Origin of the sequence: Skermanella aerolata KACC 11604, from assembly GCF_000936425.1 — a bacterium.
Taxonomy (GTDB): Bacteria; Pseudomonadota; Alphaproteobacteria; order Azospirillales; family Azospirillaceae; genus Skermanella; species Skermanella aerolata.
In genome coordinates this window covers 156106-180517 of record NZ_AVFK01000010.1, presented here as the reverse complement: position 1 = coordinate 180517, position 24412 = coordinate 156106, and the positions used below count along the sequence as shown (strand labels likewise).

Sequence of the window (24412 nt, the reverse complement as noted above, 5' to 3'; positions counted from 1 at the left end):
GGAGGACCATCACAAATACCAAAATGGTAAAGGATCGAGGGCGCCCACGGCCGTTCTCAATTTGATCCGGCCGGTCCCACGGACGCCCCAGATCGCGCTTGTACGGTACTGGGAGGTTCCGAATGCCAAGCACCAGATCAGCGGGGCCACGCTGCGCCGCCCTCGTCGGCCCCTATCTAAGCGGCAAGACCACCTTGATGGAGAGCCTGTTGTTCGCGGCTGGGGCGGTCAGCCGAAAAGGCAGCGTCAAGGACGGCAACACTGTAGGCGACAGCGCGCCCGAAGCCCGAGCGCGCAAGATGAGCGTCGAGGTCGGGCTTGCCACCGCCGAGTACCTGGGCGAACGCTGGACCTTCCTGGACTGTCCCGGCTCGGTCGAGCTGGGAGCCGAAGCGCAGACCTCGCTGATGGTCGCCGACGTCGCGGTCGTCGTGTGCGAGCCTGTTCCGGACAAGGCGCCGATGCTGGCCCCGCTGTTCAAGTTCCTGGACGACAACGGCATTCCCCACATCCTGTTCATCAACAAGGTGGACAGTCTGGGCACTCAGGAAATCCGGGTGCGCGACCTGATGCAGGCGCTTCAGGCGGTGTCTTCAAGGCCCCTGGTGCTGCGCGAAGTACCGACCCGCGACGGCGATACGATCACCGGCTATGTCGATCTGGTCAGCGAGCGGGCGTATCACTACAACCCGCATGCGCCATCCAACCTGGTCGAGGTGCCGGCCACCGTGCGCGAGCGCGAGCAGACGGCGCGGCAGGAGCTTCTGGAAGCCCTGTCCGACTTCGACGACAGCTTGCTGGAACAGCTTCTGGAAGACGTCGCTCCCGACAAGGAAGAGATCTACCGGCAGCTTGCCAAGGATCTGGCATCCGACCTGATCGTACCGGTCTTCATCGGTTCGGCCGAGAACGACAACGGCGTGCGGCGCCTGCTGAAGGCGCTCCGCCATGAGGCGCCGGAAGCCGAAGCGGCGGCGGCACGTCTGGAAATCCCGCTGAACGGCAATATCGTCGTCCAGGTGTTCAAGACCTACCACGCCCCCCATGCCGGCAAACTCAGCTTCGCCCGCGTCTGGAAAGGCACCGTCAGCGACGGGCAGACGCTGGGAGGAGACAGGGTCAGCGGCATCTACCGCATGCAGGGACACGACCAGCACAAGCTGTCCAGCGCTTCCACCGGCGAGGTCGTGGCGCTGGGGCGGATGGAACACGTGGCGACCGGCGAAGTGCTGGACGATCAGGGCGGCAAGGTCAAGGCGCCGCTGTGGCCCGACCCTCCCGCACCCGTCTATGCGTTGGCGGTTTCCGCCGAGCAGCGCAGCGACGAGGTCAAGCTGACCGGAGCCATCGCGAAGCTCGCTGAGGAAGATCCGGCATTTTCCGTCACCAACAACGCCGATACCGGCGAGATCGTGCTGTGGGGACAGGGCGATATCCATCTCCAGCTCGCGATGGACAGGCTGCGCTCCAAATACAACCTGCCGGTTCGGTCGCGCATGCCGGCGGTGGCCTACCGCGAGACAATCCGCAAGCCGACGGCCCAGCATGCCCGCTTCAAGCGGCAGACGGGCGGCCATGGCCAGTTCGCCGACGTCCAGGTCGAGATCAAGCCGCTGCCGCGCGGCAGCGGTTTCGCCTATGACGAGAAGGTCGTGGGTGGCGTCGTGCCTCGGCAGTTCATCCCGGCGGTGGAAACCGGCGTGAAGGAGTATCTGGTCCAGGGACCGCTGGGCTTCCCCGTGGTGGATGTGGCGGTCACCCTGATCAGCGGCCAGTTCCACGCGGTCGACAGCAGCGAGCAGGCGTTCAAGACGGCCGGCCGCATGGCGATGAGCGAAGGCATGCCGAAATGCGAACCGGTCCTGCTGGAGCCGATCCTTCAGGTCACCATCGCGGCGCCTACCGAGTTCACGCCCAAGGTGCAGCGCCTGATCACCGGGCGGCGCGGCCAGATCCTGGGCTTCGACGGACGTCCGGGCTGGGAAGGCTGGGACGAGGTCAAGGCGCTGATGCCGGAGGCGGAGGTCCACGACCTGATCGTCGAACTTCGGTCGCTGACGCTGGGGCTGGGTTTCTTCACCACCAGCTTCGACCATCTGGCGGAACTGACCGGGCGGCTGGCGGACCGCGCGATCGAGATCCGGCAATCGTCTGTCGCGGCGCAATAGAAGGGGATGCGGGATGGCGGGTCCGGCCGACTAGCCGGGCACGCCATCTTCTTTTATACGATCTAGCTCATTTCCACGGACCGAGCATTCAGCCCGGCACAATTGGGCTGACGCACGGCACTTTTCCGACGATTTCTCGTTGAAGCTATGGACGGCCCGCCCTGGCGTGGACGCAGCGGAGAGGGTTGACTTCCCCAATATGCAGCCAAGCTTGGTCAGCAGGGTCAATGGGATATTTTCACAAAGCTTAAAGGAGCCATATCATGGCATTCGAAAAGACCACCGCCCAGTCGCATGAGCCGCTGGCAGTTCGCACCGGCATTACCGAAGAGAACCGTAAGGCGCTATCCGACGGCTTGGCCAAGGTACTGTCGGATACTTACACACTTCTCGGCAAGACGCATGGTTTTCACTGGAACGTGACCGGCGCACAGTTCCACAGCCTTCATGAGATGTTCGAAGTTCAATATACCGATCTGACGACCGCCGTGGACGATATCGCCGAGCGTATCCGTGCCCTGGGTTACTTCGCGCCGGGCAGCCTGAGCCAGTTCCTGAAGCTCAGCACCATCGAGGACGAGCACGGCGTTCCCGATGCGCGCGGCATGCTGGAACAGCTCGTGCGCGACAACGAGACCGTCACCCAGGCTTGCCGCGCCGTCGTCGGGATCTGCGAGGAAGCGAACGACACGGTGACCGAAGACCTGATGAACCATCGCATGGATGCCCATGAAAAGGCCGCCTGGATGCTGCGTTCATCGATGAGCTGATCGCTACGGCCTGCACCCCGGCGGCATCTCGCCGCCGGGCGCGCGGTGTCTTACCGCATCCTTCTATCATCAGCGTTTTCGACCATCAGGGAGGAAGTCCGATCCCATGCCTTTCTTCGTTTTGGAACCGGTGCTCCCTCTTGCCCGGAAATGGGAACATTACCGTAAGACGCGCAAGCTGATCGTCCGTGCGGCCGACGAGGCCGGTGCCCGGCAGATAGCGGCCGACCAGGCTGAACTGGCAGGGCGGGAGGGCATGCATCTGCTGCTGCCCGCAGCCGACGAGGACGAAGTGATGGCCAATCCGTGGCTGGAATCTGAACTGGCCGACTGCCGGGAACTCGATCCGGACGGACCGCCTGAAGTGGTCAGCATGCAAGCCGAATGATCGGCATTGCCGATGGTCCGGCATGCGCTTGATGCAGATCAAACATTGGAATGATTCTAAAGAATGCGATTGCCGCATTGCCCCCGCGTACCCACATCAGGCTATGTATAGTGTTTTTGCTAAACACGTTTTCAGGGGGCAGAATCATGCAGATCGATATTGGCATCACCGAGAACGACCGCCGCGAGATCGCGGAGGGTTTGTCGCGCCTGCTGGCCGACACCTACACCCTCTATCTCAAGACGCACAGCTTCCACTGGAACGTCACCGGCCCGATGTTCAACACGCTGCACTTGATGTTCGAGACGCAGTACAACGAACTGGCGCTGGCCGTCGACCTGATCGCGGAGCGTATTAGGGCGCTTGGCTTCCCCGCTCCGGGCAGCTATTCGCAGTACGCGGCGCTGACGTCGATCCAGGAAGCGACCGACGTGCCGAAGGCTGAAGAGATGATCCGCCAGCTGGTGGCCGGCCAGGAGGCCGTGGTCCGCACGGCCCGCTCGGTGTTCCCCGCCGCCGAAAAAGTCGGCGACGAGCCAACGGCCGACCTGTTGACCCAGCGGATGCAGCTGCACGAAAAGACCGCCTGGATGCTGCGCAGCATGCTGGAAGGCTGATCGGTGCATGAACCGGCCCCGAGTTCGGGTGAGGCGCTGTCACGCGCCGTTCACCCGAACTTGATTTGCCGAATGGCTGTTCCAGCTTCAAATCTGTGATCTGAACAGGGATTACCGAGGGAGGAACGCCATGCTGATCCGATTCAGACGCGGGTGGGAGCTGCCGGAGTCGGCGGCCACTCCGGAACATGTCTTCCTAAAACGGCGGGCGCTGCTGAAGACGGCGCTGGCCGCTCCCACGATCGCGGCGGCGGGATCGATCCTGACGGGTCCCGCCTTCGGCCAGACCGAGGTCGCGGCCGACGATCCCACCGCCAAGCTTTATCCAGTCAAGCGCAATGAGCGCTATGTGATAGACCGCGCGATCACCGACCCATCCCAGGCCACCACCTATACCAATTTCTACGAGTTCGGCTCCCAGAAGAACATCTGGCGGGCGGCGCAGAACCTGAAGCTGCGGCCCTGGACCGTCAGGATCTCCGGCATGGTCGAGCAGGAAAAGACGATCGACATCGACACCTTGCTGGCGCAGATGCCGCTGGAGGAGCGGGTCTACCGGCACCGCTGCGTCGAGGCATGGTCGATGGCGGTGCCCTGGAGCGGCTTCCCGATGAAGGCGCTGGTGGATTTCGCCCGCCCGACCGGTTCTGCCAAATACGTCGTGATGCAGACCTTCCAGGATCCTGGCATGGCTAGCGGACAGCGGCAGTTCTGGTATCCCTGGCCCTATGTCGAAGGCCTGACCATAGCCGAGGCAACCAACGAACTGGCCTTCCTGGTGACCGGCCTATATGGCAAGCCGGTGCCGAAGCAAAACGGCGCGCCGCTCCGGTTGGCGGTTCCGTGGAAATACGGATTCAAGTCGATCAAGTCGATCGTCAGCTTCACCTTCACCGACAAGCGCCCGGTCAGCTTCTGGGAACAGATCCAGGCGAGCGAGTACGGTTTCTGGGCCAACGTCAACCCGCAGGTGCCGCATCCGCGTTGGAGCCAGGCTTCCGAACGGGTGCTCGGCACCGGCGAGATGGTGCCGACGCAGCTTTACAACGGCTATGGCGAGTTCGTCGCCGACATGTACAAGGGGCTGGAGGAGGAGAGGCTGTATGTGTAATACGATGAGAAGATATTGATCGGTCTAGAACGTTAAATGTCGGGCTGAAGAGGCCCGACCTACGTGAGCGTGCTTTTGCCAAGTGGGCTCTTATAGGTCGGGCCTCTTCAGCCCGACATCGACGCGCCGACAAGTCAAGCTTTGTGTCTGGAAGCCACTTCTACGCTTGTCCAGCCCCTTGCTTGACTTCGTCCAGGCAAGCGAGGATTGCGTCGGAGTGGGCAACCATTTCTTCGGCGGCGCGGGCAGCAGGGCCTGCGGCGTCCAGACCGTTGTCGGGAGCACCCTCGGTCAGCAGGAGCGCTCCCCCCTTGATGGCATTGAGGAAGTTGCGGATGGCATGACGGTGCGGGCGGTCTTGCAGGAGCGTGGCATCGCCCTGTCCCGTCAGCTCCTGCAAGGCTGCGATGGACGTGGATATCCACTCCAGCATCTTCAGGTCTTCATCGTCGGTGATCTGCCCGGCTGACGTCAGAACGATGGCGCTGCTTTCGGCCATGCAGGCAGCCAGACGGATCAGTTCCCGGTGCGCTGCCGCGACATCGCTCATGGACTGCTTACCGGCCGGACCTTCGAGAGCAGGACGTCGATCTTGGTGAGCAGGCGGTCGAGATCCACCGGCTTGGTTTCGAAGTCGTCGCAGCCGGCCTCCAGCGCACGCTCCCGGTCTTCCTTCAACGCATGGGCGGTCAGAGCCATCACGGGAATACCGGAGGTTTCGGGATTGGCCTTGATCATGCGGGTGGCCTGCCAGCCGTCCACCACCGGCAAGCTCATATCCATCAGGACCAGATCTGGACGCTCGCGGACCGCCGCCTCGACCCCGGCCGCCCCATCGGCCGCGGTGGCGACTTGGAAGCCCCGACGCTTCAGCCGGCGGGACAGCACGTCACGGTTAAGGTCGTGGTCTTCGACGATCAGGATACAAGTCACTCCAACCCTCTCCGCCCAACCCAATCCTCAACGACCGGACGGTGGACCAGCCCTTCATATTCTCTACCTCATATGCACCTTAACGTAACACTTGGTCAACGGGTGCATCCGCCTCGCCGGGAGGCCGCTCACGCCGTCAAGGCGGTCCGATACCGGCACGCACCGCATTCACCGGATAATTCCTGGTGAAGTTCTGGACGTATCGGGATATGCGCGTCTAAATCCCCCGGTGAGGAAACGAGGAACCCAATCGGAATGAGCACCAACGACCTGTGCGAACTCGACGCCGTAACCCTGCGCCGGATGATCGGCCGCAAGGAAGTCTCTCCTGTCGAATTGACCGAGGCCTGCATCGCCCGGATCGAGGCCGTCGACGCTACGGTCAACGCCATGGTGACCCGCAGTTTCGAGCGCGCCCGCACCGAAGCGGCGAAGGCGGAGGCCGCCGTCATGGCCGGCGAGCCGCTGGGACTGCTCCATGGCCTGCCGATCGGTATCAAGGATCTCAGCGACACGGCGGGGATTAGGACGACCTACGGATCGGAATTGTTCGCCGATCATGTACCGGAAAGCGACGAACGGGTGGTGGCATCAGTGCGCAAGGCTGGCGCCATCGTGCTGGGCAAGACAAATACGCCGGAATTCGGCACCGGGGCCAACACACGCAACAGTGTGTTCGGCGCGACCCGCAACCCCTTCGATCCGTCACGCACCAGCGGCGGCTCCTCGGGCGGATCGGCCGTGGCGCTGGCCTGCGGCATGGTGCCGCTGGCGACCGGCTCGGACCATGGCGGCAGCCTGCGCACCCCGGCGGCTTATTGCGGCGTGACCGGATACCGCCCATCGCCGGGGCTGGTGCCGACCGACCGGCGGGGAATCGCGTGGACTCCGTCGCCGGTCGAAGGACCGATGGGCAGGACCGTCGCCGACGCCGCCCTGCTGATGGCAGCTATGGCCGGCACCGATCCGCACGACCCCATGCCCGGCTGCGCCGATCCCGCCGCTTTCCTGAAGCTGCCGGAGGTCGATCCGTCGTCGCTGAGGGTCGCGGTATCGGCCGACCTGGGCTTCGCCCCGGTCGATGACGGCATCCGGGCGACGTTCTCGAATGCGGTCAAGCGGTTCGGCGGCGCCTTCGCGAGCATCGATGAGGCCGATCCGAAGCTTGCCGGGATCGAGACGGTGTTCGAGACGCTGCGCTCCGTGATCTTCGTCGGCGCCCATCTGGACAAGTTCGAGAAGCGGCGGGACAAGCTTGGTCCCAACGTCATCGCCAACATGGAATCGGCCTTGGGGCTGGGCATCCGGGACGTGGCCCATGCCATGACGGAGCAGACCAGATTCTATAAGCAGTTCGCCACCTTCATGCAGTCGTTCGACGTGCTGATCTGCCCGACGGCAGCGGTCCCGCCCTTCCCGGTCGAGCAATGGTACCCGGAAACGATCAACGGCACCCCGACCCGCAACTACATGCATTGGCTGGCGCTGGCATACGGGCTGACGGTGCTGAGCGTACCGGTCGTGGTGGTGCCATGCGGGCGGGACGCGACGGGCACGCCGTTCGGCATCCAGATCTGCGGCCGGCACGGCGCCGACCATGCGGTGCTCGGGATAGCCCAGGCTATCGAACGGGTGCTGGCCGATATCCCGGAGTTGAAGCGGCCGGTACCGGACTTGGCAAAGCTCTGAACCCTGCTTACTGTTCGGCCGACCCTGTTGCGCGGTCGCTCATCCGGAGGAGGTTTTCCATGACGGGCAAGTCCAATGTGGCCCTGGTGACCGGCGCAAGCCGGGGTATCGGCAAGGCCATCGCCACGGCGCTGGCGCGCGCCGGCTACGATCTGCTGATAACGGCCCGGACGGCGACCGCGCTGGAAACGCTCGCCACCCAGCTCGCACGGGAGACGGGACAACGGGTCGAGTACCGCCACGGCGACCTGCGCGACCCCGAATTGCCTGAGTCGCTGATCGAGGCGGCGGTCGATGCCTTCGGCGGGCTGGACCTGCTGGTCAACAACGCCGGAGCGACCAAGCGCGGGCCGTTCCTGGAGTTGAGCGAGGACGACTGGCAGGACGGTTTCGCGCTGAAGTTCTTCGGCGCGGTGCGGCTGTCGCGGGTAGCGTGGCCCTACCTGAAGCTGAGCGGCGGTCAGGTGATCAACATCATCGGTGCCGGCGGGCGCACGCCGACGGCGGAGTTCACGATCGGCGGCTCGGTCAATGCCGGTTTGATGAACTTCACCAAGGCGCTCGCCGATCAGGGGCTGGCGGACGGCGTCCGGGTCAACGGCATCAATCCCGGCCCGATCCTGACGGAGCGGCTGACCGGGCGCATCCGCCAGATTTCCCACGCCCAGGGGATCGATACGGAGGAGGCGGCCAGCCGCATGGTGCAGGCGCAGAAGGTCATGCGGTTCGGCGAGCCGGAAGAGATCGCCAACGTGGTCGCCTTCCTGGCCGCCGGTGGCGGGACCTTCATCCACGGAGCACTGCTGGACGTCGACGGCGGTTCGACCAAGGGGCTGTGACATAACGGTCAGCGCAGCGGTGGCAGGCCGCCCCGGATGCGGGTCGCCGTCGCCATAGTCCTGAGCAATGCCGGCGACAGTCGGCAGGCTGTCGTGGCAAGCGATTGAAGCACAGGATGCCGGGCCGCTCGAGCAAGCAGCGTGGCGGCTCGAATCTGCTGCTCGAAGGCGGCTCCGTCCAGGGGCGGTTGGCCGGCGAGATGGCGGTCGACCGCCAGAGCGGCCGAATGCAATGCTATGGCGATACCGTCGCCGCAGAAGGACGGGATCACGGCAAGCTGGTCGCCCAGGCGGTGGAGCCGCCGCGCCGGAGAGTCCTGCCGGTGGACGAAGCCGTAGGGAATGCCGTAGATCGACAGCGGCTTCGGCCAGTGCGACTCGGCGCCGGCCAGCCTCTCCGCGAAGATCGCGGAATGGCGTGCCAGATAGTCCACCAGGGCATCCCAGTCGCGGTCCAGCGTGTCATGGACGCGCTTTTCGATCACGAGGCACAGGTTGGCGTGTCCTCCGGGGATCCGCTGGAGGCCGGCATAGCCGCCGGGGAACAGCAGGACTTCCACGTGATGTTCGAGAACAGCGGCCTGGGCGGGTGCGAGGGTCAGGTGAAGCTTGAAGCCGATGAGGTCGTTGATCGCACCGGGAGGGCGGCGATGGCCGCGCAGCTCATGCTTCCCGGTCGCGAGGAAGGCGGTGCGGGCGCGAATGGAGTCGTCGGCCCGCAGGGTGACGCCGTTGTCGTCCTCCGTCAAACCACGTATGACGGAAGCCCGGCGGATCTCCGCGCCCTGGGCAGCGGCAGCCTTCAGCAGGGCTTCGTCCATCACGTCGCGCGACAGGCTGAACGCCGGGAATGGCAGGGTGGCGGTCGCAGTTCGCTCGCCCTGGATCAGGCGGACGTGGTGGATCGGCACGGCGCCCAACCGCTCCGGAGTCAGGCCGAGCGATGTGAGATGGGCGGCGGCCTCGACGCTGATGAACTCGCCGCAGACCTTGTGGCGGGGGCCGGCTTCCCGTTCGAACAGAATGGTGCGTTGCCCTGCCTGCGCCAGACGGAAGGCGGCGGCGGCACCTGCGGGTCCTCCGCCGACGATGGCGGCATCCCAGATCACTTGATCCTGCCTACGCCGTAGCGGAACGGCGTGAACCACTCGACCGATACGGCGCCGGGGGCGAAGCCGGCGTCGGCCAGCAGACGCTCCCAGTCGTCACTGGTGAAGGCGCGGGCGACCGACAGCGGCGCGTCGTGGACGACCAGCCGGTTGACCGGCAACGATGCCACCATGGCGCGGGCGAAGGCGTGGGATACCGCGTGCCGGTGCAGGTCGTTGCTGAACCAGCCCAGATCAGCGTGCCCGTCCATCCAGCGCAGGAAGCGGACCAGCAGCGTATCGTCGAGGTGATGGGTGAACAGGGAGCTGATCACCACGTCGCAGGCGGTATCGGGGGGCAGGTCGAACAGGTCGCCGGTGCGATAGTCGATCCGGGTACCGGGGGGAGTCGCCAAGGCCGCGGCCTTGGCCGACCACGGGTTCAGGTCGACGCCGGTCAACTCCACCTCGATCCCGCGCTTCGCCGCCCAGCGGTCGATTTCGCGCAGCATGTCGCCGTAGCCGAAGCCGACGTCCAGGATGCGCAGATGCCTGCGGCCGGTTTGCTTCACCACGCGGCCGAGCCATGTCAGCGTCGGCCGGTAGGCCAGTGTGCAGAGGTTGATCCGCCGCAGGTCGCGCAGGCAGTGCTGGAACTCCTCGAAGCTGACCTGCTCGGTGTCCATCAGTTCCGGATCGAAGCTTCGGCGGGACAGGTCGGCGGCACCACTCACGCGGCGGGACTGGTCGGCGCCGCCGCTCACGCGGCGGCCATTCGGAACAGCATGCTTTCCGCCGTCAGCCCAGGTCCGAAGGCCATGGCGCAGCCAAGGGCGTTGCCGCCGATGCCGGCACCGCTGAAGCGGTCGAGCATGCGCTTCAGCACGAACATCACGGTGGCCGACGACATATTGCCGTAGTCGCGCAGCACGACGCGCGAATCGGCAAGCTGGTCCCGCATGTCGCCGACGGCGCCTTCGACCGCGTCCAGGATCGAGCGGCCGCCCGGATGGACCGCCCAAAGCTCGACATCCTCCGCCGCGTGGCCGTTGAGGATCGACGGCATCGCATCGGGCAGGCCGCTGCCTATGGTGCCGGGGACGGTGCCGGCCAGACGCATATCGAAGCCGGTGCGGCCGATATGCCAGGTGATCTGGTCGGCGCTGCCGGGGATGACGGTAGTGCGGAAGGATTCCAGCTCGATCCCGCTGGGCTCGGCGCTGACGATGCTGGCGGAGCAGCCGTCGGCGAAGATCAGGAAGCTCAGGACTTCCTCGATGTTGGCGGTCTCCTGGAGGTGCAGGGTGCAGAGTTCCAGGTTGACGATGGCGACCTTGGACCGGGGTTCCGACCGGACGATGTGGCGGGCCAGCTTGAGGGCGTTCATCGCGGCGTAGCAGCCCATGAAGCCAATGAGGGTGCGCTCGACCGAGGGGTCGAGGCCCAGCCGGTGGGCAAGCTGGAGGTCGAGGCCGGGCGCGTAGAAGCCGGTGCACGAGGTCACGATCAGGTGGGTGATCTCCGCCGCGTGCGCCTTGATGCCCGCGGCGTCCAGGCTCTCCATCGCAAGGTCGAGGGCGTGGTTCTCGTAGAACTTCATCCGCGTCGCGGTGTCAGGGAAGGAACCACGCTGAAAGAAGCCGCCGCTGTCCAGCACCGCCGGATCGGGGTCGGGGGCGAAGAACGAATAGCGGTGCTCGATCTGGCAGCGGTCCGCCATCCGGCGGAACAGCTTCCGCAACCGTTCGTCGGTCAGGAGTTGCGGGGCGTACTGGACGAACTTGTCATGGACATCGTGTGCGGGGACCGCTGTCCCGATCGCGTTGATGTAGGCCGTCGGCATAGAGGCTTGCAGCATCCGGCGCTCCGGCAATTTCAATGATACCGACCGTCAACAGGCGAATGGCTTCAAACGTCCCGCCAGAGTCCTTCAAGGACCGCTGGACGGATACGCCCGTCCGCGCCATGTGGCGGGACGTCCCCGGAAAGCGGTCCAGAATGCCGACCACTGTATCGCCAGCATGACCAGCACGCCGATTGGGTGAAGGAGAGCATTCGAGATATCCTGGCCGAACCTGAACGCCAGCGCAATGCGGGTGCCGAGCGACACCGCAATCCCGACGCAGGCCGGGAACAGCACCTCGGGAGGTCCCAGGACCAGCAGCAGCCAGGGCAGCACATGGCCGCCCGCCAGCAGCACCGTCCAGACCGGCAGGCCTATGGGTGTCGCCATGCCCTCGGTCGCGTTCTTCGTGAAGCCCTGCCAAACCTCGGTGCTCCCCTTGTACATCCGGCACGTCGCGATCTCCGTTGCGTCGAACAGGTCGGTGAAGAAACCGGCGCGGCGGAAGGTGCGGGGCAGCTTGACGCCGTCGTGGAGCGAGGCCCGGATTTCCCGGTGGCCTCCCGATTTGGCGTAGGCATCAGCGCGGGCGATGAACAACTGGCCGCAGCCGGCGCCGAAACCGGGGGCGATGAACAGCTTCATCGCCCAGATCGGCAGGTAGCCCAGCAGCAGGAAGTGGATCATCGGGATGACGAGCCGCTCGGCGAAGGTGCCGGTCTCCTGGCGCGGGAAGCCGCTGGCGAGCCCGACCCTGGGCCGTTCGTCCATGAAGGCCGCCATGCGGCCCAGCGCATCGGGCGACAGCCGGACGTCGGCATCGACGAAGACCAGCAGCGGGTGCCGCGCCAGATGGGCCAGATGCCAGCAGGCATGCTGCTTGCCCGACCAGCCGGGCGGAAGGGGCGGCGCCTGCTCCACCCGGACGCGGGGATCGGCGATGGCGCGGACGATATCCGCCGTGCCGTCGGTCGAGTGGTCGTCGAGGACGACGACTTCCAGGTCGATCCCGCCGCCGGAGGCGCCGTTCGCCAGCACGGCGTAGACGGCGGCTGCGATCTTGTCCGCCTCGTTGCGGGCGGGGATCAGGACCGAAACGGCGGATTTAACGCCGCGTGCCGGCGGCGGGCGGTAGAGCAGCAGGTTCCATACTGCCGTGACCGCCGGAATGATGGCGAGCCACGCGCAGACCCAGGCGAATTGCGCCATTTATGTGCGTTCCCTGCCATGTTGAGGTTGAAAGCGTTCGCCCCGGACAAGGGCCTTGGCGCGGCGCCAGAGGTCGTAGACTCCGCCAACGCCGGCCTCGCCGCTGAGCAGAGGTTCGAAGCGGGCCGGGTCCCTGGTCATGCTGTCGGCGGAGAGGCGGTCCATCGTGTCGGTCAGCGCCGCTTCGAGCCGACCCTGCCACTCCTCGACGGTGCCGGCGCCGCTTACCATCGGAGTGCCGAAGCGGCACAGCGCTTCCGGTGTGCGCTCGTCCCAGAACGGGTATTCCAGCGCCAGCGGCACGATGACGGCATCGGGGATCCGGCGCACCAGATGGGCGAGGCCGGGACGCAGACGCACGGGTCGGCTGCGGGCATCGGTGAAGCCGCCTTCCGCCGTGATCCACAGCATGGTGCGCGGGTCTTCCAGCAACCCGCCGGAGATCTTCAGGAAAGCCGCAGCGCCGCGAGGGTTGTCCGTTTCGATCCCGAAGATGCCGATCCGCCGCATGAAGCCGTATTGCTGAAGGGCCGAGGCTTCCATTGGGCCGTAGCCGTCGCGGTCGGGAAAGCGGAGCCGTGCCAGCATGATGAACATCGCCGGGTCCCACCACGAAGGATGGTTGGAATAGACGATAACCGGGCGATCCTCGGGCAGCGAAGGCAGCGTGCCGCGCGCCAGCCGCACGCCGTGGAAGCGGCGTCCGGCGTAGCGGCACATGTAAAGACCGAACAGACGAACGATGCGGGGCGAACGCGCCGCCCGCACCGCTTCGGCTGGCGTCATGCGACGCTGGCCTTCGGTCGTTCCGCGGTTTCCTCGACCATGGTGTTGGGCTGGGCGCCGGAGCCTCCGACATCCTGATCGAGCGTATCGGCGGCGATCCAGCCCGACATCATGACCATCGGCATTCCCGGCCCAGGATGGGCGGCGCCGCCGGCGAGATAAAGACCGGGGACTTCGCGGCTCCTGTTGCCGGGCTTGAAGGCTCCGAAGAACCGGCCATGGCTGGCAAGACCGTAGATGGCGCCGTTCAGCACGCGGTAGCGGTCGTGGATGTCCTGGGGCGTCAGCCAGCGTTCCACCTTGATGCGGCTTTCCAGATCCTTCATGCCGCCGGTCCGCGCCAGCTTGTCCAGGATGACGCGGCGGTATTCCGGCAGCATCCGGCTCCAGTCGTGGTGCGGTCGCATGTAGGGAGTGTGGACCAGCACGTAGAGGGCCTCGCCGCCGGGCGGCGCGACGCCGGGTTCCGTCCGGGCCGGGGCCGCTATGTAGCAGGTCGGGTCGGGAGCCGGCTCGCCCTTGCGGTAGATCCAGTCGAACTCCTCCTCCGCGTCGCGGGAGAACACGAAGTCGTGGTGCGCCAGATGGTCGTAGGCGCGGTCGAGGCCCAGATAGAGCACGACGCCGGAGCAGGCCGGCTCCGGCTTCCGGCGGCGCTCGAACTTGGCCCCGATGTCGCCGCCGAGCAGTTCGCGGTATGTCCGGACGGAGTCCATGTTGGAGACGACGGCGTCAAGTTCGACCGTCTCGCCCGACGCGGTCTCCACGCCGGCAGCCCTGCCCTGCCTGGTGACGATGCGGCGGACCTCGGTGTTCAGCCGGAACTCGACGCCGAGGCTGCGGGCCAGCTTTTCCAGCGCCGCCGGTACCGCGCGGGTGCCGCCCATCGGGTACCAGACTCCGCCGTCCGTCTGCATATGGGCGATCGAGCAGAGCACGGAGGGCGAGCCGTAAGGGGACGAGCCGACATACTGGACGAAGTGATCGAGCATCTGGGCAATGCGGGCGTCCGGCACGTGCTTCCGCACCGTTCCGGCCACTGTCGTCCCCATGCGGAGGCTCATCACGTCGGACAGGGTCGATGCCGACATGTTCTTCTTGAAGTCCAGCGTGTCCCAGATGTCCTCGACCGACTTCCAGAAGAAGAAGCGCTCGGAAACCTCGTGCAGGCGTTTGGAACGGGTGATGAAGTCCTTATAGCCGGCGCCGGACGACGTATTGGGGGCGTAGCGGTCGAGGTCGGCCGCCATCGTCTCGACGTTCTCGACCAGATCGAGGACCGAGCCGTCCTCGAAGAAGCAGCGCCATTGCGGATCGAGCCGAACGAGGTCCAGTTCCCGGTCCATGTCGCGCCCGGCCTCCGCGAAGATGCGGCGCAGGACGCGCGGCACCGTCAGGATCGTCGGTCCCATGTCGAAGCGGAAGCCGCCTTCCTCCAGCACGGTGGCCTTGCCGCCCGCCCAGGCGTTAGCCTCGAACAGGACGACCTTGTGACCACGCGCCGCCAGGGTGCAGGCGGCGGCCAGACCGCCGAGGCCGCCGCCGATGACGCCGACCCGTCCACCGTTACTCTGAGTGCTATCGTTCCGGGCGCTCATGATACGCGCTCCTCGACCAGGGCGGATTGTCCGGCGGCCATCAGGGTACCGGGCTCCCAGTTCTGCGACAGACCGAGCTGATCGGCCATCAGGCGGCTGGTGATGCGCGCACTCTCGAAGATCACCGGCAGACCGCTGCCGGGATGGGTGCCGCCGCCGACGAGATAGACGCCTTCCAGGTCCTCGAACTTGTTGCGAGGACGCAGGTGAAGCATCTGGTCGAGCGAGTGGGCCAGGTTGAAGGTGGCGCCGCGATAGATCTGCATGTCGTCTTCCCATCCCTGGGGCGTCAGGACTTTCTCGTAGCGGATGCGCTTTTCGATATCGGTCAGGCCGATGCGCTCCAGCCGCTTCAGCACCAGCGCGCGGTAGCGGGCCTGCTCACGCGTCCAGTCTATCACGTCCATCCGGTGCGCCACCGGCACCAGGACGTAAAGGGTGCTGTGGCCGGGAGGCGCCAGCCCCGGATCGGTGACGCAGGCGTTCTGGACGTAGAAGCTGGGCTCCGCCGGCAGTTCCAGCCCGTCCTCGATGTCCTTGATGTTCCGCGCGTAGTCCTTGGTCAAATAAATCGTGTGGTGCGCCAAATCGGGCAACGTGCCCTCGATCCCGAGATAAAGCATAAAGGTCGAGCAGGAAAATTTCTTGCGGCCGATCTTCTCGTCGGTCCAGCGCTTGCGCAGATGGTTCGGCACCAAATTGGTCATCGTCTGGGCGAAGTCGGAATTGATCACCAGCGCGTCGGCCTTGTACTCGCCGGCATTGGTGCGGACGCCGGTGGCCTTGCGGCCCTCGAACAGGATTTCCTCGACCGGTTCGTTCAGGCGGATGCGCACACCCATCTCGGTCGCCGCCTTCGCCATCGCCGCCATGACGGCGCCGGTGCCGCCGCGCGGGTGATGGACGCCGAACTCGTATTCCATGAACGACAGGATCGTGAACAGGCTGGGGCAGCGGAACGGCGACATGCCCAGATACTTGCTCTGGAACGAGAAGGCGAGCCGGACCCTGGGGTCGGCGAAGTAGCGCGACAGGTCGGCGTCGACCGATTGGTGAGGCCGCATCAGCGGCAACGACTTCAGCAGCGCCGGATCGACCAGATCGAATACGCTGTTGAAGGCCTTCTCCAGCACGGGCCGGAAGGCCTCCAGCTTCCGCCGGTTGTCCGACATGAAGCGCGGCAGGTTGGCGGCGTCGGCGGGCGACAGCTTCGCCACCTGCTCCGCCATCTTCGTCTGGTTGGGCGAGGCGTGCAGTTCGCCCCCGGCCTCGAAGATCAGGTGGTACTGCGGGTCGAGCCGGATCAGGTCCACTTCACGGGACAGGTCCTTGCCGCAGGCGGCGAAGATATCGCTCAACACACGCGGGTACAGGAAAAAGGTCGGCCCCATGTCGAACCGGTAGCCGCCTTCGGCCTCGATGGTCGAGGAGCGTCCGCCGACCCTATCCAGTCGCTCGACGACGGTGACGTCCGCCCCCGTCCGGGCGAGCAGCATGGCGGAGGCGAGACCGCCCGGTCCCGCACCGACGATAACGATACGGCGACTCATGATGCGGAACCATGGAGACTGAAGCCAAGGGACCTGAGATCATGGGTTGGGGTTAAAGGGTGCGTGGACCCGTTCGGCATGCTGGCTGCACTCTCTGGTTGTTTAAGATCCAAATGAACAGGTTGAGGTAAGTCTTTCGAACAGCTTGTTTCCAGCAGAACGACGGCGAGATTGCGCCAGGGGGAGAGTTGGATTGACGGATCATCGTAACACGAACCAAACTGGATTGATGAACGCCGAAGTCCAGCACCGACTTGATATTGCGCGGCTAATTTTAGACGCTCGGCTCGCACAAACCGGCTGGATTGAAACTTCGCTCCGGCAGCGGCTTGCGGTTGTTACCGGCTTGCGTCATCTGATTGCCCGGAACGCATCCTACCTGTCGCAATCTGTCGGCGAACGGCCCGGCCGGGCCGAAGGCGAGACGCTGGCGCTGGAGGTGCTGCCCCTGGCGGATGCCTGCCGTTTTCTGGAGCGCGAGGCGGAAGCCCTGCTGGCGCCGAGACGGCTGGGCTCCAAGGGCCGGCCCCTGTGGCTGTCGGGCGCCTCGGCTGAAATCAGGCGCGAACCGCTGGGCGTCATCCTGGTGGTAGCCCCTTCGAACTATCCGCTTTTCCTGCCCGGCGTGCAGATCGTCCAGGCGCTGGTCGCCGGCAACGCCATCCTGATCAAGCCGGCTCCCGGCTGCGTCGAGCCGATGCGGGTGCTGCTTGGACTGCTGGAAGACGCCGGCCTGCCCTCCGGCCTCTGCGTCCTGCTGGACGAGACCGTGGAAGCGGGCCGCGAAGCCATCGCCGCCGGAATCGACAAGCTGGTGCTGACGGGATCGGCGGAAACCGGACGGCGGGTTTTGGCCGATCTGGCGCCCCATCTGACGCCAGCGGTGATGGAGCTGTCCGGCAACGACGCCGTCTTCGTGCTGCCCGGCGCCGACCTTGACCTGACGGCAAAGGCGCTGGCCTACGGTCTGCGCCTGAACGGCGGCGCCACCTGCATAGCGCCCCGGCGTGTCTTCGCCGACCGGGGCTGCGCCCTGGAGCTTGAGCGGCGGCTGACCCCGCTGGCGCTCTCGCTGCCGCCGGTCGCTGTGCCTGAGCGGATAAGGACCCAGGTCGCCAGCCTGCTGGGCGAGGCGGAGGATGCCGGCTGCCGCCTGATCGGCCCCCGCTTCCGTGCCGATGAGCCGCGCATGTCTCCGGTGATCGTCGCCGATGCGGTGCCGGAGTTGGGCCTGCTGCGGGAAGACATCTTCGCCCCCGTCCTGTCGCTGGTGCCGGTCGCCGGAGAAGCCGACGCCCTCGACGCCGCCGCCCAGTGCCCTTATGCGCTGGGAGCCTCGATCTTCGGCCCGGAACCGATGGCGCGGTCCCTTGCCGGACGGGTGCGCGCCGGATCGGTCATCGTCAACGACCTGATCGTCCCGACCGCCGATCCCCGCCTGCCCTTCGGGGGCCAAGGTATCAGCGGCTTCGGAACGACGCGCGGAGCCGAAGGGCTGCTGGAGATGACCGTACTCAAGACGATCACGCTGCGCAGCGGCCGCTTCCGCCCGCACTACGACTCGGTGACACCGGACGACACCGCCATGATGCTCGACTACATCGCGGCGGCCCATGGAGATGGTGCGCGGTGGCCAGCCGTGAAGCGGCTGGTCATGGGATTGATGGAGCGGGGACGAGGGATGCGGCAGGGCTGACCGCAATTCCGTCTTATCGAGTAACTTTTACATTCTAATGTTTGCATCAGGAGGCGGTGGTCAGAATCTCACCGATGTCCTTGAGAATATCCGGTGATCCACAGCGGCAACTTGCGGGTTTGGTTGACCTAGCTGCCTAAAATGACATATCGTCATTGTGTCCGCTGGGGACACGGTGAAAACTCTTCGGAGTTGAGGCTATGCCAACCTGCTAACCGTGGCGTCGATTGTTGCCTTCAAGGGTAATGATTGAGAGTGGATTGGGGGTGGACAGCAGGCCCCCACCAGCGGAATAAATAAAAAGCGCTTCGATAGCTTCGAAGCGCTTTTTTACTGACTGCTATGACGGACAATCACGCCTTTTGCCAAAACTCGCTTCACGTCTCTTTGACGGCACTTGTGAAAAGTGACCAAGTATATCTCACTGCCACCACACGAAGCTTTGACACAGGCCTTCAGCCAATACCCCAACGTAGCTGTCGCATCGAGCAGGAATGACAAATGGTTTCGTTTCTCCAGAACGCAAACACCATTTTGGACGATGTACGGAACATCAACATACAATCCGGGCGTCATTTCAGGATGGCGATGCAGTTGCTTTTTCCAAGGTATATTTGGACAACCATACGGCACACGTTGTTGATCCGATGACTTCTTTGAGACGGGGCTCGATACTGCACACATATATTGGACCAGATGCTTCACCTGTTGCGAGCCGGAAGAACTCCTGAATGTCCAAGTCGGCTCACACGGCAGAATTAATTGAGCAGCGAACTTACCCAAATCGATTTCGCACGTCGAGGCAAAAGGATAAAATACCGTAGTCCAGGATCGGCGGCCATCGCCCCCCTACCGCACCCCATCCAGGAAGATCCGCACCACCCCCTCGACGAACTTCTTCAACTCCGCCGGCGTCGCCAGACGTTCCGGGCGCAACAGCATCTTGAGATGCTGGTCGCCGTGGAGGAATCCGAGGAAGGTCGTGGCGGCATGGTCGGGGTCGGTTACGCGGAGCTGGCCGCGTACCGTCGCTTCGCGCAGGTAGTCGGAGAGGATCTGGCGAACCGCGTCTGGGGCGCCCTGGAAGAAGGCGTCGATCACCTGAGGGAACTGGTCGCCGCTGGCGATCAGCAGGCGCAGGAACTTCGGGCTCTCCGGTGACAGCACGCATTCGGTGAAGTTCATGCCGAATTCGGTCAAGGTCCGCTCGGGATCGCCGCCGTCCAACGGGATCTGGCGCATGCGTTCTATGAACTCGGAACATTTCAGCATGATCGCGGTTTCGAACAGGCCGTCCTTGTCGCCGAACTGTTCATACAAGGTCGAGCGGGAGCCGCCGGACAAAGCGATGATGTCGCCTAGCGTGGTGCGCTCGAACCCCTTTTCCAGGAACAGGGTCCAGGCCGCGTCCAGGATAGCCCGTCGGCGGGCGTCGCCCCGCGGCCCACAGGCCCTGGCGCAGGCATCCGGAGTCATGGTCATGGTCCCGTCACTTTCGCTCATTCGGCTTTCTTCCGTTGGACAGACTTGTTTTTTGCAGATGCACAATGTACTGTATCATACAGTACAGAACTGAAAGGTTCAATCCGGGCGTTCACCGGATGGCTGAAGCAAGTCGCTTCTTTAATAAAAACAGACAGGTCATGGGGCTGCGGTGATGAATTTCCGGTCAGTCAGAAACTCTTTGGCGACGGTTGCAATTCTTTTTTTTGCAACGGGTTGCGACAATAGCGGCGCGGAGGCGCAGGGCAGCCCGCAAGCCCCGCCTCCAACGGAAGTCGGTGTCGTAACGCTCCAGCCTCAATCGGTCGATATCGCGACTGAACTGCCCGGCCGCACGACGGCCGCCCGGCTGGCCGAGGTGCGGCCCCAGGTCAACGGCATCATCCAGAAGCGCCTGTTCACGGAAGGGGCGGAGGTCAAGGCGGGGCAGCAGCTCTACCAGATCGATCCCGCTCCGTACCAAGCAGCGCTCGATACCGCCAAGGCCGAGCTGGCGCGGGCCGAGGCGGCGGCAAATTCGGCGCGCACCAAGGCAGCCCGCTACCGCGACCTCGTAAAGTCACGCGCCGTCAGTCAGCAGGACTACGACGACATCGCCGCCACTCTGCTGGAGAACGAGGCGGCCGTGGCTTCGGCCAAGGCATCGATCCGGACTGCCCAGATCAACCTCGACTATACCAGGGTCAATTCGCCGATCTCCGGCAGGATCGGCCGCTCCGCGTATACCGAGGGCGCCCTGGTGACCGCCAACCAGACCCAGGTGCTGGCGACGGTGACCCAGCTCGACCCGATCTATGTCGACGTCACCCAATCGAGCTCCGAGCTGTTCCGGCTGCGTCAGGCCTTGAACAAGGGCCGCATCCAGAGCGGCGAGACCAAGGCGCCCGTGACGCTGTACGTCGGCAGCACGGAAGACGCTCCTTATGCCCATCAGGGTGAGCTTCAATTCTCCGAAGTCAGCGTCGACGAGACGACCGGCTCGGTCCGGCTGCGGGCGACCTTCCCGAACCCCGCGAACGATCTGCTGCCGGGCCTGTTCGTCCGCGCCAAGATCGACTGGGGCGCGCTGGAGAACGCCTTCATGGTGCCGCAGCAGGCCGTGGTCCGCCGTCCCGACGGCAGCGCCTTCGTCTGGGCGGTGTCGCCGGACCAGAAGGTCTCGCAAAAGACGGTCAAGCCGGAGCGGGCTATCGGCGACAAGTGGCTGGTGACCGAAGGCGTCGCCGCAGGTGACCGCGTCGTGGTCGAGGGCGTGCAGAAGGTGGCTCCGGGCGCACAGGTCAACGCGGTGGCGGTGGACTCCGAAAAACCCGGCGATGTCGCCGATGCCGGCAACGGCGGCCCGCGGCAGGCTCAGTAAGGGCCGTCTTCCGGACCCCGATCAGGATCAGGCTTCATCATGTCAAAATACTTCATCGACAGGCCGGTGTTCGCCTGGGTGATCGCGATCGTGATCATGCTGGCGGGCGGCCTGAGCATCATAGGGCTGCCGATCGAGCAATACCCCTCGATTGCTCCCCCCTCGGTCCGCATCAACGCGACGTACCCCGGCGCTTCCGCCCAGACGGTCGAAGGCACGGTGACCCAGGTCATCGAGCAGCAGATGAACGGTCTGGACCATCTGCGCTACATCTCGTCCAACAGCGACAGCTCGGGCACGGCGCAGATCACGCTGACCTTCAATCCGGAAGCCGATCCGGACATCGCCCAGGTGCAGGTGCAGAACAAGCTCCAGCTCGCCATGCCGCGCCTTCCGCAGGAAGTGCAGCAGCAGGGCGTGCAGGTGACCAAGGGCACAAACTCGTTCCTGATGGTCATGGGCTTCGTCTCCAGCGACGGCACCATCGGCCAGAACGACATCGCCGACTTCGTGGCATCCAACATCCAGGACCCGATCAGCCGCGTGTCGGGCGTCGGCACCATCACGCTGTTCGGTGCCCAGCACGCCATGCGGATCTGGCTGGATCCCAACAAGCTGATCAGCTACGGCCTGACCACGACTGATGTGGTGGGCGCAATCGAGGCGCAGAACGCCGAGGTTTCGGCCGGCCAGATCGGCGGCTCCCCGGCGGCCCCCGGCCAGCAGCTCAACGCCACGATCATCGCGCAGTCGCGCCTTCAAACCCCCGAGGAATTCGGCCGCATCCTGGTGCGGGTGAACACCGACGGCTCCCAGATCCGCCTGTCCGACGTGGCGCGTATCGACGTCGGCGCCGAGAACTACAACACGATCGCCCGCTACAACGGCAAGCCCGCCGCCGGTCTCGGCATCAGCCTCGCGACCGGCGCCAACGCGCTGGATACCGCCGAGGCCGTGCGAGCGCGCATCGAGGAACTCAAGCCCTTCTTCCCGGCGGGGCTCGAGGTCGCGTATCCCTACGACACGACGCCGTTCGTCAAGCTGTCGATCGAAGGCGTGATGCATACGCTGCTCGAAGCGATCGTGCTCGTCTTCGTCATCATGTACCTGTTCCTCCAGAACTTCCGGGCGACGATCATCCCGACGATCGCGGTGCCGGTGGTGCTGCTGGGAACCTTCGGCATCCTGTCGGTCGCGGGCTTCACGATCAATACGCTGACGATGTTTGCCATGGTGCTGGCGATCGGCCTGCTAGTCGACGACGCCATCGTCGTCGTTGAGAACGTCGAACGCGTGATGGAGGAGGAAGGCCTGTCGCCGAAGGAGGCGACGCGCAAGAGCATGGGGCAGATCACCGGCGCCCTGATCGGCATCGCCTTGGTGCTGTCCGCCGTGTTCGTGCCGATGGCCTTCTTCAGCGGATCGACCGGCGCCATCTACCGGCAGTTCTCGCTGACGGTCGTCTCCGCGATGGTGCTGTCCGTGGTCGTGGCGCTGATCCTGACGCCCGCCCTCTGCGCCACTTTCCTGAAGCCCCCCAAGAAGGCCGCCAAGGGTGCCGCTGGACATGGTCAGGGCCATGGGCACCAGCCCAAGCGCGGCTTCTTCGGCTGGTTCAACCGGACCTTCGACCGGGGCAACGTCCGCTACCAGCGCGGCGTCGGCCACATGATCCACAAGCCGGGCCGTTACCTGGTGATCTACCTGCTGATCGTGGTCGGCCTGGGCGTGCTGTTCATGCGCCTCCCCTCCGCCTTCCTGCCGAACGAGGACCAGGGCATCCTGATCAGTCAGGTTTCGCTCCCGGCCGGCTCCTCGATGGAGCGCACACTCGAGTCGGTCAAGGTGATGGAGAAGCACTTCCTCGAAGACGAGAAGGACTATGTGAACGGCATCTTCACCGTCACCGGCTTCAGCTTCAGCGGACGCGGGCAGAACACCGCCCTCGGCTTCTCCAACATGAAGGACTGGTCGGTGCGCGGCTCGGAAGAAGGTTCCGTCTTCGCCATCGCCCAGCGCGCCATGGCGTCGCTGTCCAGGGTGCGCGACGCGATGATCTTCGCCTTCACGCCGCCGGCCATCATCGAACTCGGCAACGCCACCGGCTTCGACATGCAGCTGGTCGACCGGGCTGGCCTTGGCCACGAGAAGCTGATGCAGGCGCGCGGCCAATTGCTGGGTCTGGCGGCGCAGAACCCCAAGCTTGCGGCGGTGCGTCCGAACGGCCTGGACGATAATCCGCAGTTGCAGATCGACATCGACCGCGAGAAGGCCAGCGCGCTGGGCCTGTCGCTGGCCGACATCAACGCGACCCTTCAGGCGACCTGGGGTTCCAGCTACGTCAACGACTTCATCGAGAACGGCCGCGTCAAGCGGGTCTATATCCAGGCCGACGCCAAGTACCGCATGCTGCCGTCCGACCTGGATCGCTGGTACATGCGCAATGCGAACGGCGAGATGGTGCCGTTCTCGACCTTCTCGACCACCCACTGGGACTACGGCTCGCCGCGCCTGGAACGGTTCAACGGCGTCTCCTCGATCAACATCCAGGGTCAGGCCGCTCCGGGCATCAGCTCGGGCGAGGCGATGGCCACGATGGAGGAGCTGGCAAGGCAGTTGCCGGAAGGCATCGGCTTCGAGTGGCAGGGTCTGTCGTACGAGGAACGGCTGTCCGGCTCGCAGGCTCCCGCCCTCTACGCGATCTCGATCCTGGTCGTGTTCCTGTGCCTTGCCGCCCTGTATGAAAGCTGGTCGATCCCGGCCTCCGTCATCCTCGTGGTGCCGCTCGGCATCCTGGGCGCCGTGATCGCGGCGCATCTGCGGGGTCTGCCCAACGACGTCTACTTCCAGGTGGGCCTGCTGACGACCATCGGCTTGTCGGCCAAGAACGCCATCCTGATCGTGGAGTTCGCCAAGGACATGCACGACGAGGGCATGGGATTGCTGGAGGCGACGATCGAAGCCTGCCGCCAGCGCCTGCGTCCGATCCTGATGACGTCCTTCGCCTTCATCCTGGGCGTGCTGCCGCTGGCGATCAGCACGGGCGCCGGGTCGGGCAGCCAGAACGCCATCGGCGTCGGCGTGATGGGCGGCATGATCTCGGCCACCGTGCTGGCGATCTTCTTCGTGCCCGTCTTCTTCGTGACGGTGCTGACGCTGGTCGGCCGCTGGTTCCCTTCCAAGAAGGACCACGACCATGGCCATGCCCAGCCGGCACAAGCGGACTGATGGGCGACCTGATGGTGCGGACTACGAAATCGGATC

Annotated in this window: 20 protein-coding genes; 10 read left to right on the top strand and 10 right to left on the bottom strand. The window is 64.9% G+C overall.

The window, feature by feature from the left end; genetic code table 11:
• Positions 1-122 precede the first annotated feature (122 nt).
• The 5 genes from N826_RS14950 (at position 123) to msrP (ending at position 5054) form a co-directional block, all read left to right on the top strand.
• Positions 123-2168, top strand: a complete 2046-nt coding sequence (locus N826_RS14950; protein ID WP_044430042.1) for an elongation factor G — start codon at positions 123-125, stop codon at positions 2166-2168.
• A gap of 263 nt (positions 2169-2431) precedes the next feature.
• Positions 2432-2938, top strand: a complete 507-nt coding sequence (locus N826_RS14945) for a Dps family protein (protein WP_052831277.1) — start codon at positions 2432-2434, stop codon at positions 2936-2938.
• A 106-nt stretch (positions 2939-3044) separates the two neighbouring features.
• Positions 3045-3326 carry a hypothetical protein gene (locus N826_RS14940; protein ID WP_044430040.1) on the top strand — a complete coding sequence of 94 codons (282 nt, stop codon included), beginning with the start codon at positions 3045-3047 and terminating at the stop codon, positions 3324-3326.
• Between the two features lie 146 nt (positions 3327-3472).
• Positions 3473-3943 carry a Dps family protein gene (locus N826_RS14935; protein WP_044430038.1) on the top strand — a complete coding sequence of 157 codons (471 nt, stop codon included), beginning with the start codon at positions 3473-3475 and terminating at the stop codon, positions 3941-3943.
• A gap of 130 nt (positions 3944-4073) precedes the next feature.
• Positions 4074-5054: a protein-methionine-sulfoxide reductase catalytic subunit MsrP gene (gene msrP / locus N826_RS14930; RefSeq protein ID WP_044430036.1), complete on the top strand. Its 981-nt coding sequence runs from the start codon at positions 4074-4076 to the stop codon at positions 5052-5054.
• Between the two features lie 160 nt (positions 5055-5214).
• Here the strand turns inward: msrP and N826_RS14925 are convergent, their stop codons facing one another.
• Both N826_RS14925 and N826_RS14920 read right to left on the bottom strand, forming a co-directional pair.
• Positions 5215-5604 carry a hypothetical protein gene (locus tag N826_RS14925; protein ID WP_044430035.1) on the bottom strand — a complete coding sequence of 130 codons (390 nt, stop codon included), beginning with the start codon at positions 5602-5604 and terminating at the stop codon, positions 5215-5217.
• Positions 5601-5987: a response regulator gene (locus tag N826_RS14920; protein WP_044430034.1), complete on the bottom strand. Its 387-nt coding sequence runs from the start codon at positions 5985-5987 to the stop codon at positions 5601-5603. Before N826_RS14920 ends, N826_RS14925 begins: the two co-directional genes overlap by 4 nt.
• Before the next feature lie 255 nt (positions 5988-6242).
• On the opposite strand from N826_RS14920, the gene N826_RS14915 reads away from it, so the two are divergent.
• Positions 6243-7676, top strand: coding sequence for an amidase (locus N826_RS14915; protein ID WP_044430033.1), 1434 nt, complete (start codon positions 6243-6245; stop codon positions 7674-7676).
• Between the two features lie 59 nt (positions 7677-7735).
• Positions 7736-8515: an SDR family oxidoreductase gene (locus N826_RS14910; RefSeq protein ID WP_044430032.1), complete on the top strand. Its 780-nt coding sequence runs from the start codon at positions 7736-7738 to the stop codon at positions 8513-8515.
• Between the two features lie 8 nt (positions 8516-8523).
• Here the strand turns inward: N826_RS14910 and N826_RS44795 are convergent, their stop codons facing one another.
• The 7 genes from N826_RS44795 to crtI form a co-directional block, all read right to left on the bottom strand.
• Positions 8524-9624: an NAD(P)/FAD-dependent oxidoreductase gene (locus N826_RS44795; RefSeq protein WP_052831275.1), complete on the bottom strand. Its 1101-nt coding sequence runs from the start codon at positions 9622-9624 to the stop codon at positions 8524-8526.
• Positions 9621-10367 carry a methyltransferase domain-containing protein gene (locus N826_RS14900; RefSeq protein WP_211099288.1) on the bottom strand — a complete coding sequence of 249 codons (747 nt, stop codon included), beginning with the start codon at positions 10365-10367 and terminating at the stop codon, positions 9621-9623. The genes N826_RS44795 and N826_RS14900 overlap by 4 nt, the downstream gene beginning before the upstream one ends.
• Complete coding sequence (locus tag N826_RS14895; RefSeq protein ID WP_084720764.1) at positions 10364-11461, bottom strand: type III polyketide synthase; 1098 nt, start codon at positions 11459-11461, stop codon at positions 10364-10366. The genes N826_RS14900 and N826_RS14895 overlap by 4 nt, the downstream gene beginning before the upstream one ends.
• Positions 11462-11533: 72 nt before the next feature.
• Entirely contained in the window at positions 11534-12655 is a 1122-nt protein-coding gene (locus tag N826_RS14890) for a glycosyltransferase family 2 protein (protein WP_044430030.1), read from the bottom strand.
• Positions 12656-13441 carry a lysophospholipid acyltransferase family protein gene (locus tag N826_RS14885; RefSeq protein ID WP_052831273.1) on the bottom strand — a complete coding sequence of 262 codons (786 nt, stop codon included), beginning with the start codon at positions 13439-13441 and terminating at the stop codon, positions 12656-12658.
• Complete coding sequence (locus tag N826_RS14880) at positions 13438-15039, bottom strand: phytoene desaturase family protein (protein ID WP_044430029.1); 1602 nt, start codon at positions 15037-15039, stop codon at positions 13438-13440. Before N826_RS14880 ends, N826_RS14885 begins: the two co-directional genes overlap by 4 nt.
• Positions 15036-16589, bottom strand: a complete 1554-nt coding sequence (crtI, locus tag N826_RS14875) for a phytoene desaturase family protein (RefSeq protein WP_044430027.1) — start codon at positions 16587-16589, stop codon at positions 15036-15038. Before crtI ends, N826_RS14880 begins: the two co-directional genes overlap by 4 nt.
• 229 nt (positions 16590-16818) lie before the next feature.
• Here crtI and N826_RS14870 point away from each other — a divergent pair, with 229 nt between their 5' ends.
• On the top strand, positions 16819-18285 hold the full coding sequence (locus tag N826_RS14870; RefSeq protein WP_084720763.1) for an aldehyde dehydrogenase family protein: 1467 nt from the start codon (positions 16819-16821) through the stop codon (positions 18283-18285).
• Positions 18286-19134: 849 nt separating this feature from the next.
• Here N826_RS14870 and N826_RS14865 read toward each other — a convergent pair.
• Positions 19135-19788: a TetR/AcrR family transcriptional regulator gene (locus N826_RS14865; RefSeq protein ID WP_044430026.1), complete on the bottom strand. Its 654-nt coding sequence runs from the start codon at positions 19786-19788 to the stop codon at positions 19135-19137.
• 181 nt (positions 19789-19969) lie between these two features.
• Here N826_RS14865 and N826_RS14860 point away from each other — a divergent pair, with 181 nt between their 5' ends.
• Together N826_RS14860 and N826_RS14855 are read left to right on the top strand one after the other, a co-directional pair.
• A complete protein-coding gene (locus N826_RS14860; RefSeq protein ID WP_280178472.1) occupies positions 19970-21148 on the top strand; it encodes an efflux RND transporter periplasmic adaptor subunit in 1179 nt (392 codons plus the stop codon).
• A 39-nt stretch (positions 21149-21187) separates the two neighbouring features.
• On the top strand, positions 21188-24376 hold the full coding sequence (locus N826_RS14855; protein WP_044430024.1) for an efflux RND transporter permease subunit: 3189 nt from the start codon (positions 21188-21190) through the stop codon (positions 24374-24376).
• Positions 24377-24412 lie beyond the last annotated feature (36 nt).

What these genes read in the sequence shown, in the direction of transcription:
- N826_RS14880 (WP_044430029.1), bottom strand. Translation starts at nt 15,039, where the DNA reads ATGAGCGCCCGGAACGATAGCACTCAGAGTAACGGTGGACGGGTCGGC.
- N826_RS14915 (WP_044430033.1), top strand. Translation starts at nt 6,243, where the DNA reads ATGAGCACCAACGACCTGTGCGAACTCGACGCCGTAACCCTGCGCCGG.
- N826_RS14945 (WP_052831277.1), top strand. Translation starts at nt 2,432, where the DNA reads ATGGCATTCGAAAAGACCACCGCCCAGTCGCATGAGCCGCTGGCAGTT.
- N826_RS14890 (WP_044430030.1), bottom strand. Translation starts at nt 12,655, where the DNA reads ATGGCGCAATTCGCCTGGGTCTGCGCGTGGCTCGCCATCATTCCGGCG.
- N826_RS14910 (WP_044430032.1), top strand. Translation starts at nt 7,736, where the DNA reads ATGACGGGCAAGTCCAATGTGGCCCTGGTGACCGGCGCAAGCCGGGGT.
- crtI (WP_044430027.1), bottom strand. Translation starts at nt 16,589, where the DNA reads ATGAGTCGCCGTATCGTTATCGTCGGTGCGGGACCGGGCGGTCTCGCC.
- N826_RS14885 (WP_052831273.1), bottom strand. Translation starts at nt 13,441, where the DNA reads ATGACGCCAGCCGAAGCGGTGCGGGCGGCGCGTTCGCCCCGCATCGTT.
- N826_RS14940 (WP_044430040.1), top strand. Translation starts at nt 3,045, where the DNA reads ATGCCTTTCTTCGTTTTGGAACCGGTGCTCCCTCTTGCCCGGAAATGG.
- N826_RS14950 (WP_044430042.1), top strand. Translation starts at nt 123, where the DNA reads ATGCCAAGCACCAGATCAGCGGGGCCACGCTGCGCCGCCCTCGTCGGC.
- N826_RS14895 (WP_084720764.1), bottom strand. Translation starts at nt 11,461, where the DNA reads ATGCTGCAAGCCTCTATGCCGACGGCCTACATCAACGCGATCGGGACA.
- N826_RS14865 (WP_044430026.1), bottom strand. Translation starts at nt 19,788, where the DNA reads ATGAGCGAAAGTGACGGGACCATGACCATGACTCCGGATGCCTGCGCC.
- msrP (WP_044430036.1), top strand. Translation starts at nt 4,074, where the DNA reads ATGCTGATCCGATTCAGACGCGGGTGGGAGCTGCCGGAGTCGGCGGCC.
- N826_RS14925 (WP_044430035.1), bottom strand. Translation starts at nt 5,604, where the DNA reads ATGAGCGATGTCGCGGCAGCGCACCGGGAACTGATCCGTCTGGCTGCC.
- N826_RS14870 (WP_084720763.1), top strand. Translation starts at nt 16,819, where the DNA reads ATGAACGCCGAAGTCCAGCACCGACTTGATATTGCGCGGCTAATTTTA.
- N826_RS14855 (WP_044430024.1), top strand. Translation starts at nt 21,188, where the DNA reads ATGTCAAAATACTTCATCGACAGGCCGGTGTTCGCCTGGGTGATCGCG.
- N826_RS14935 (WP_044430038.1), top strand. Translation starts at nt 3,473, where the DNA reads ATGCAGATCGATATTGGCATCACCGAGAACGACCGCCGCGAGATCGCG.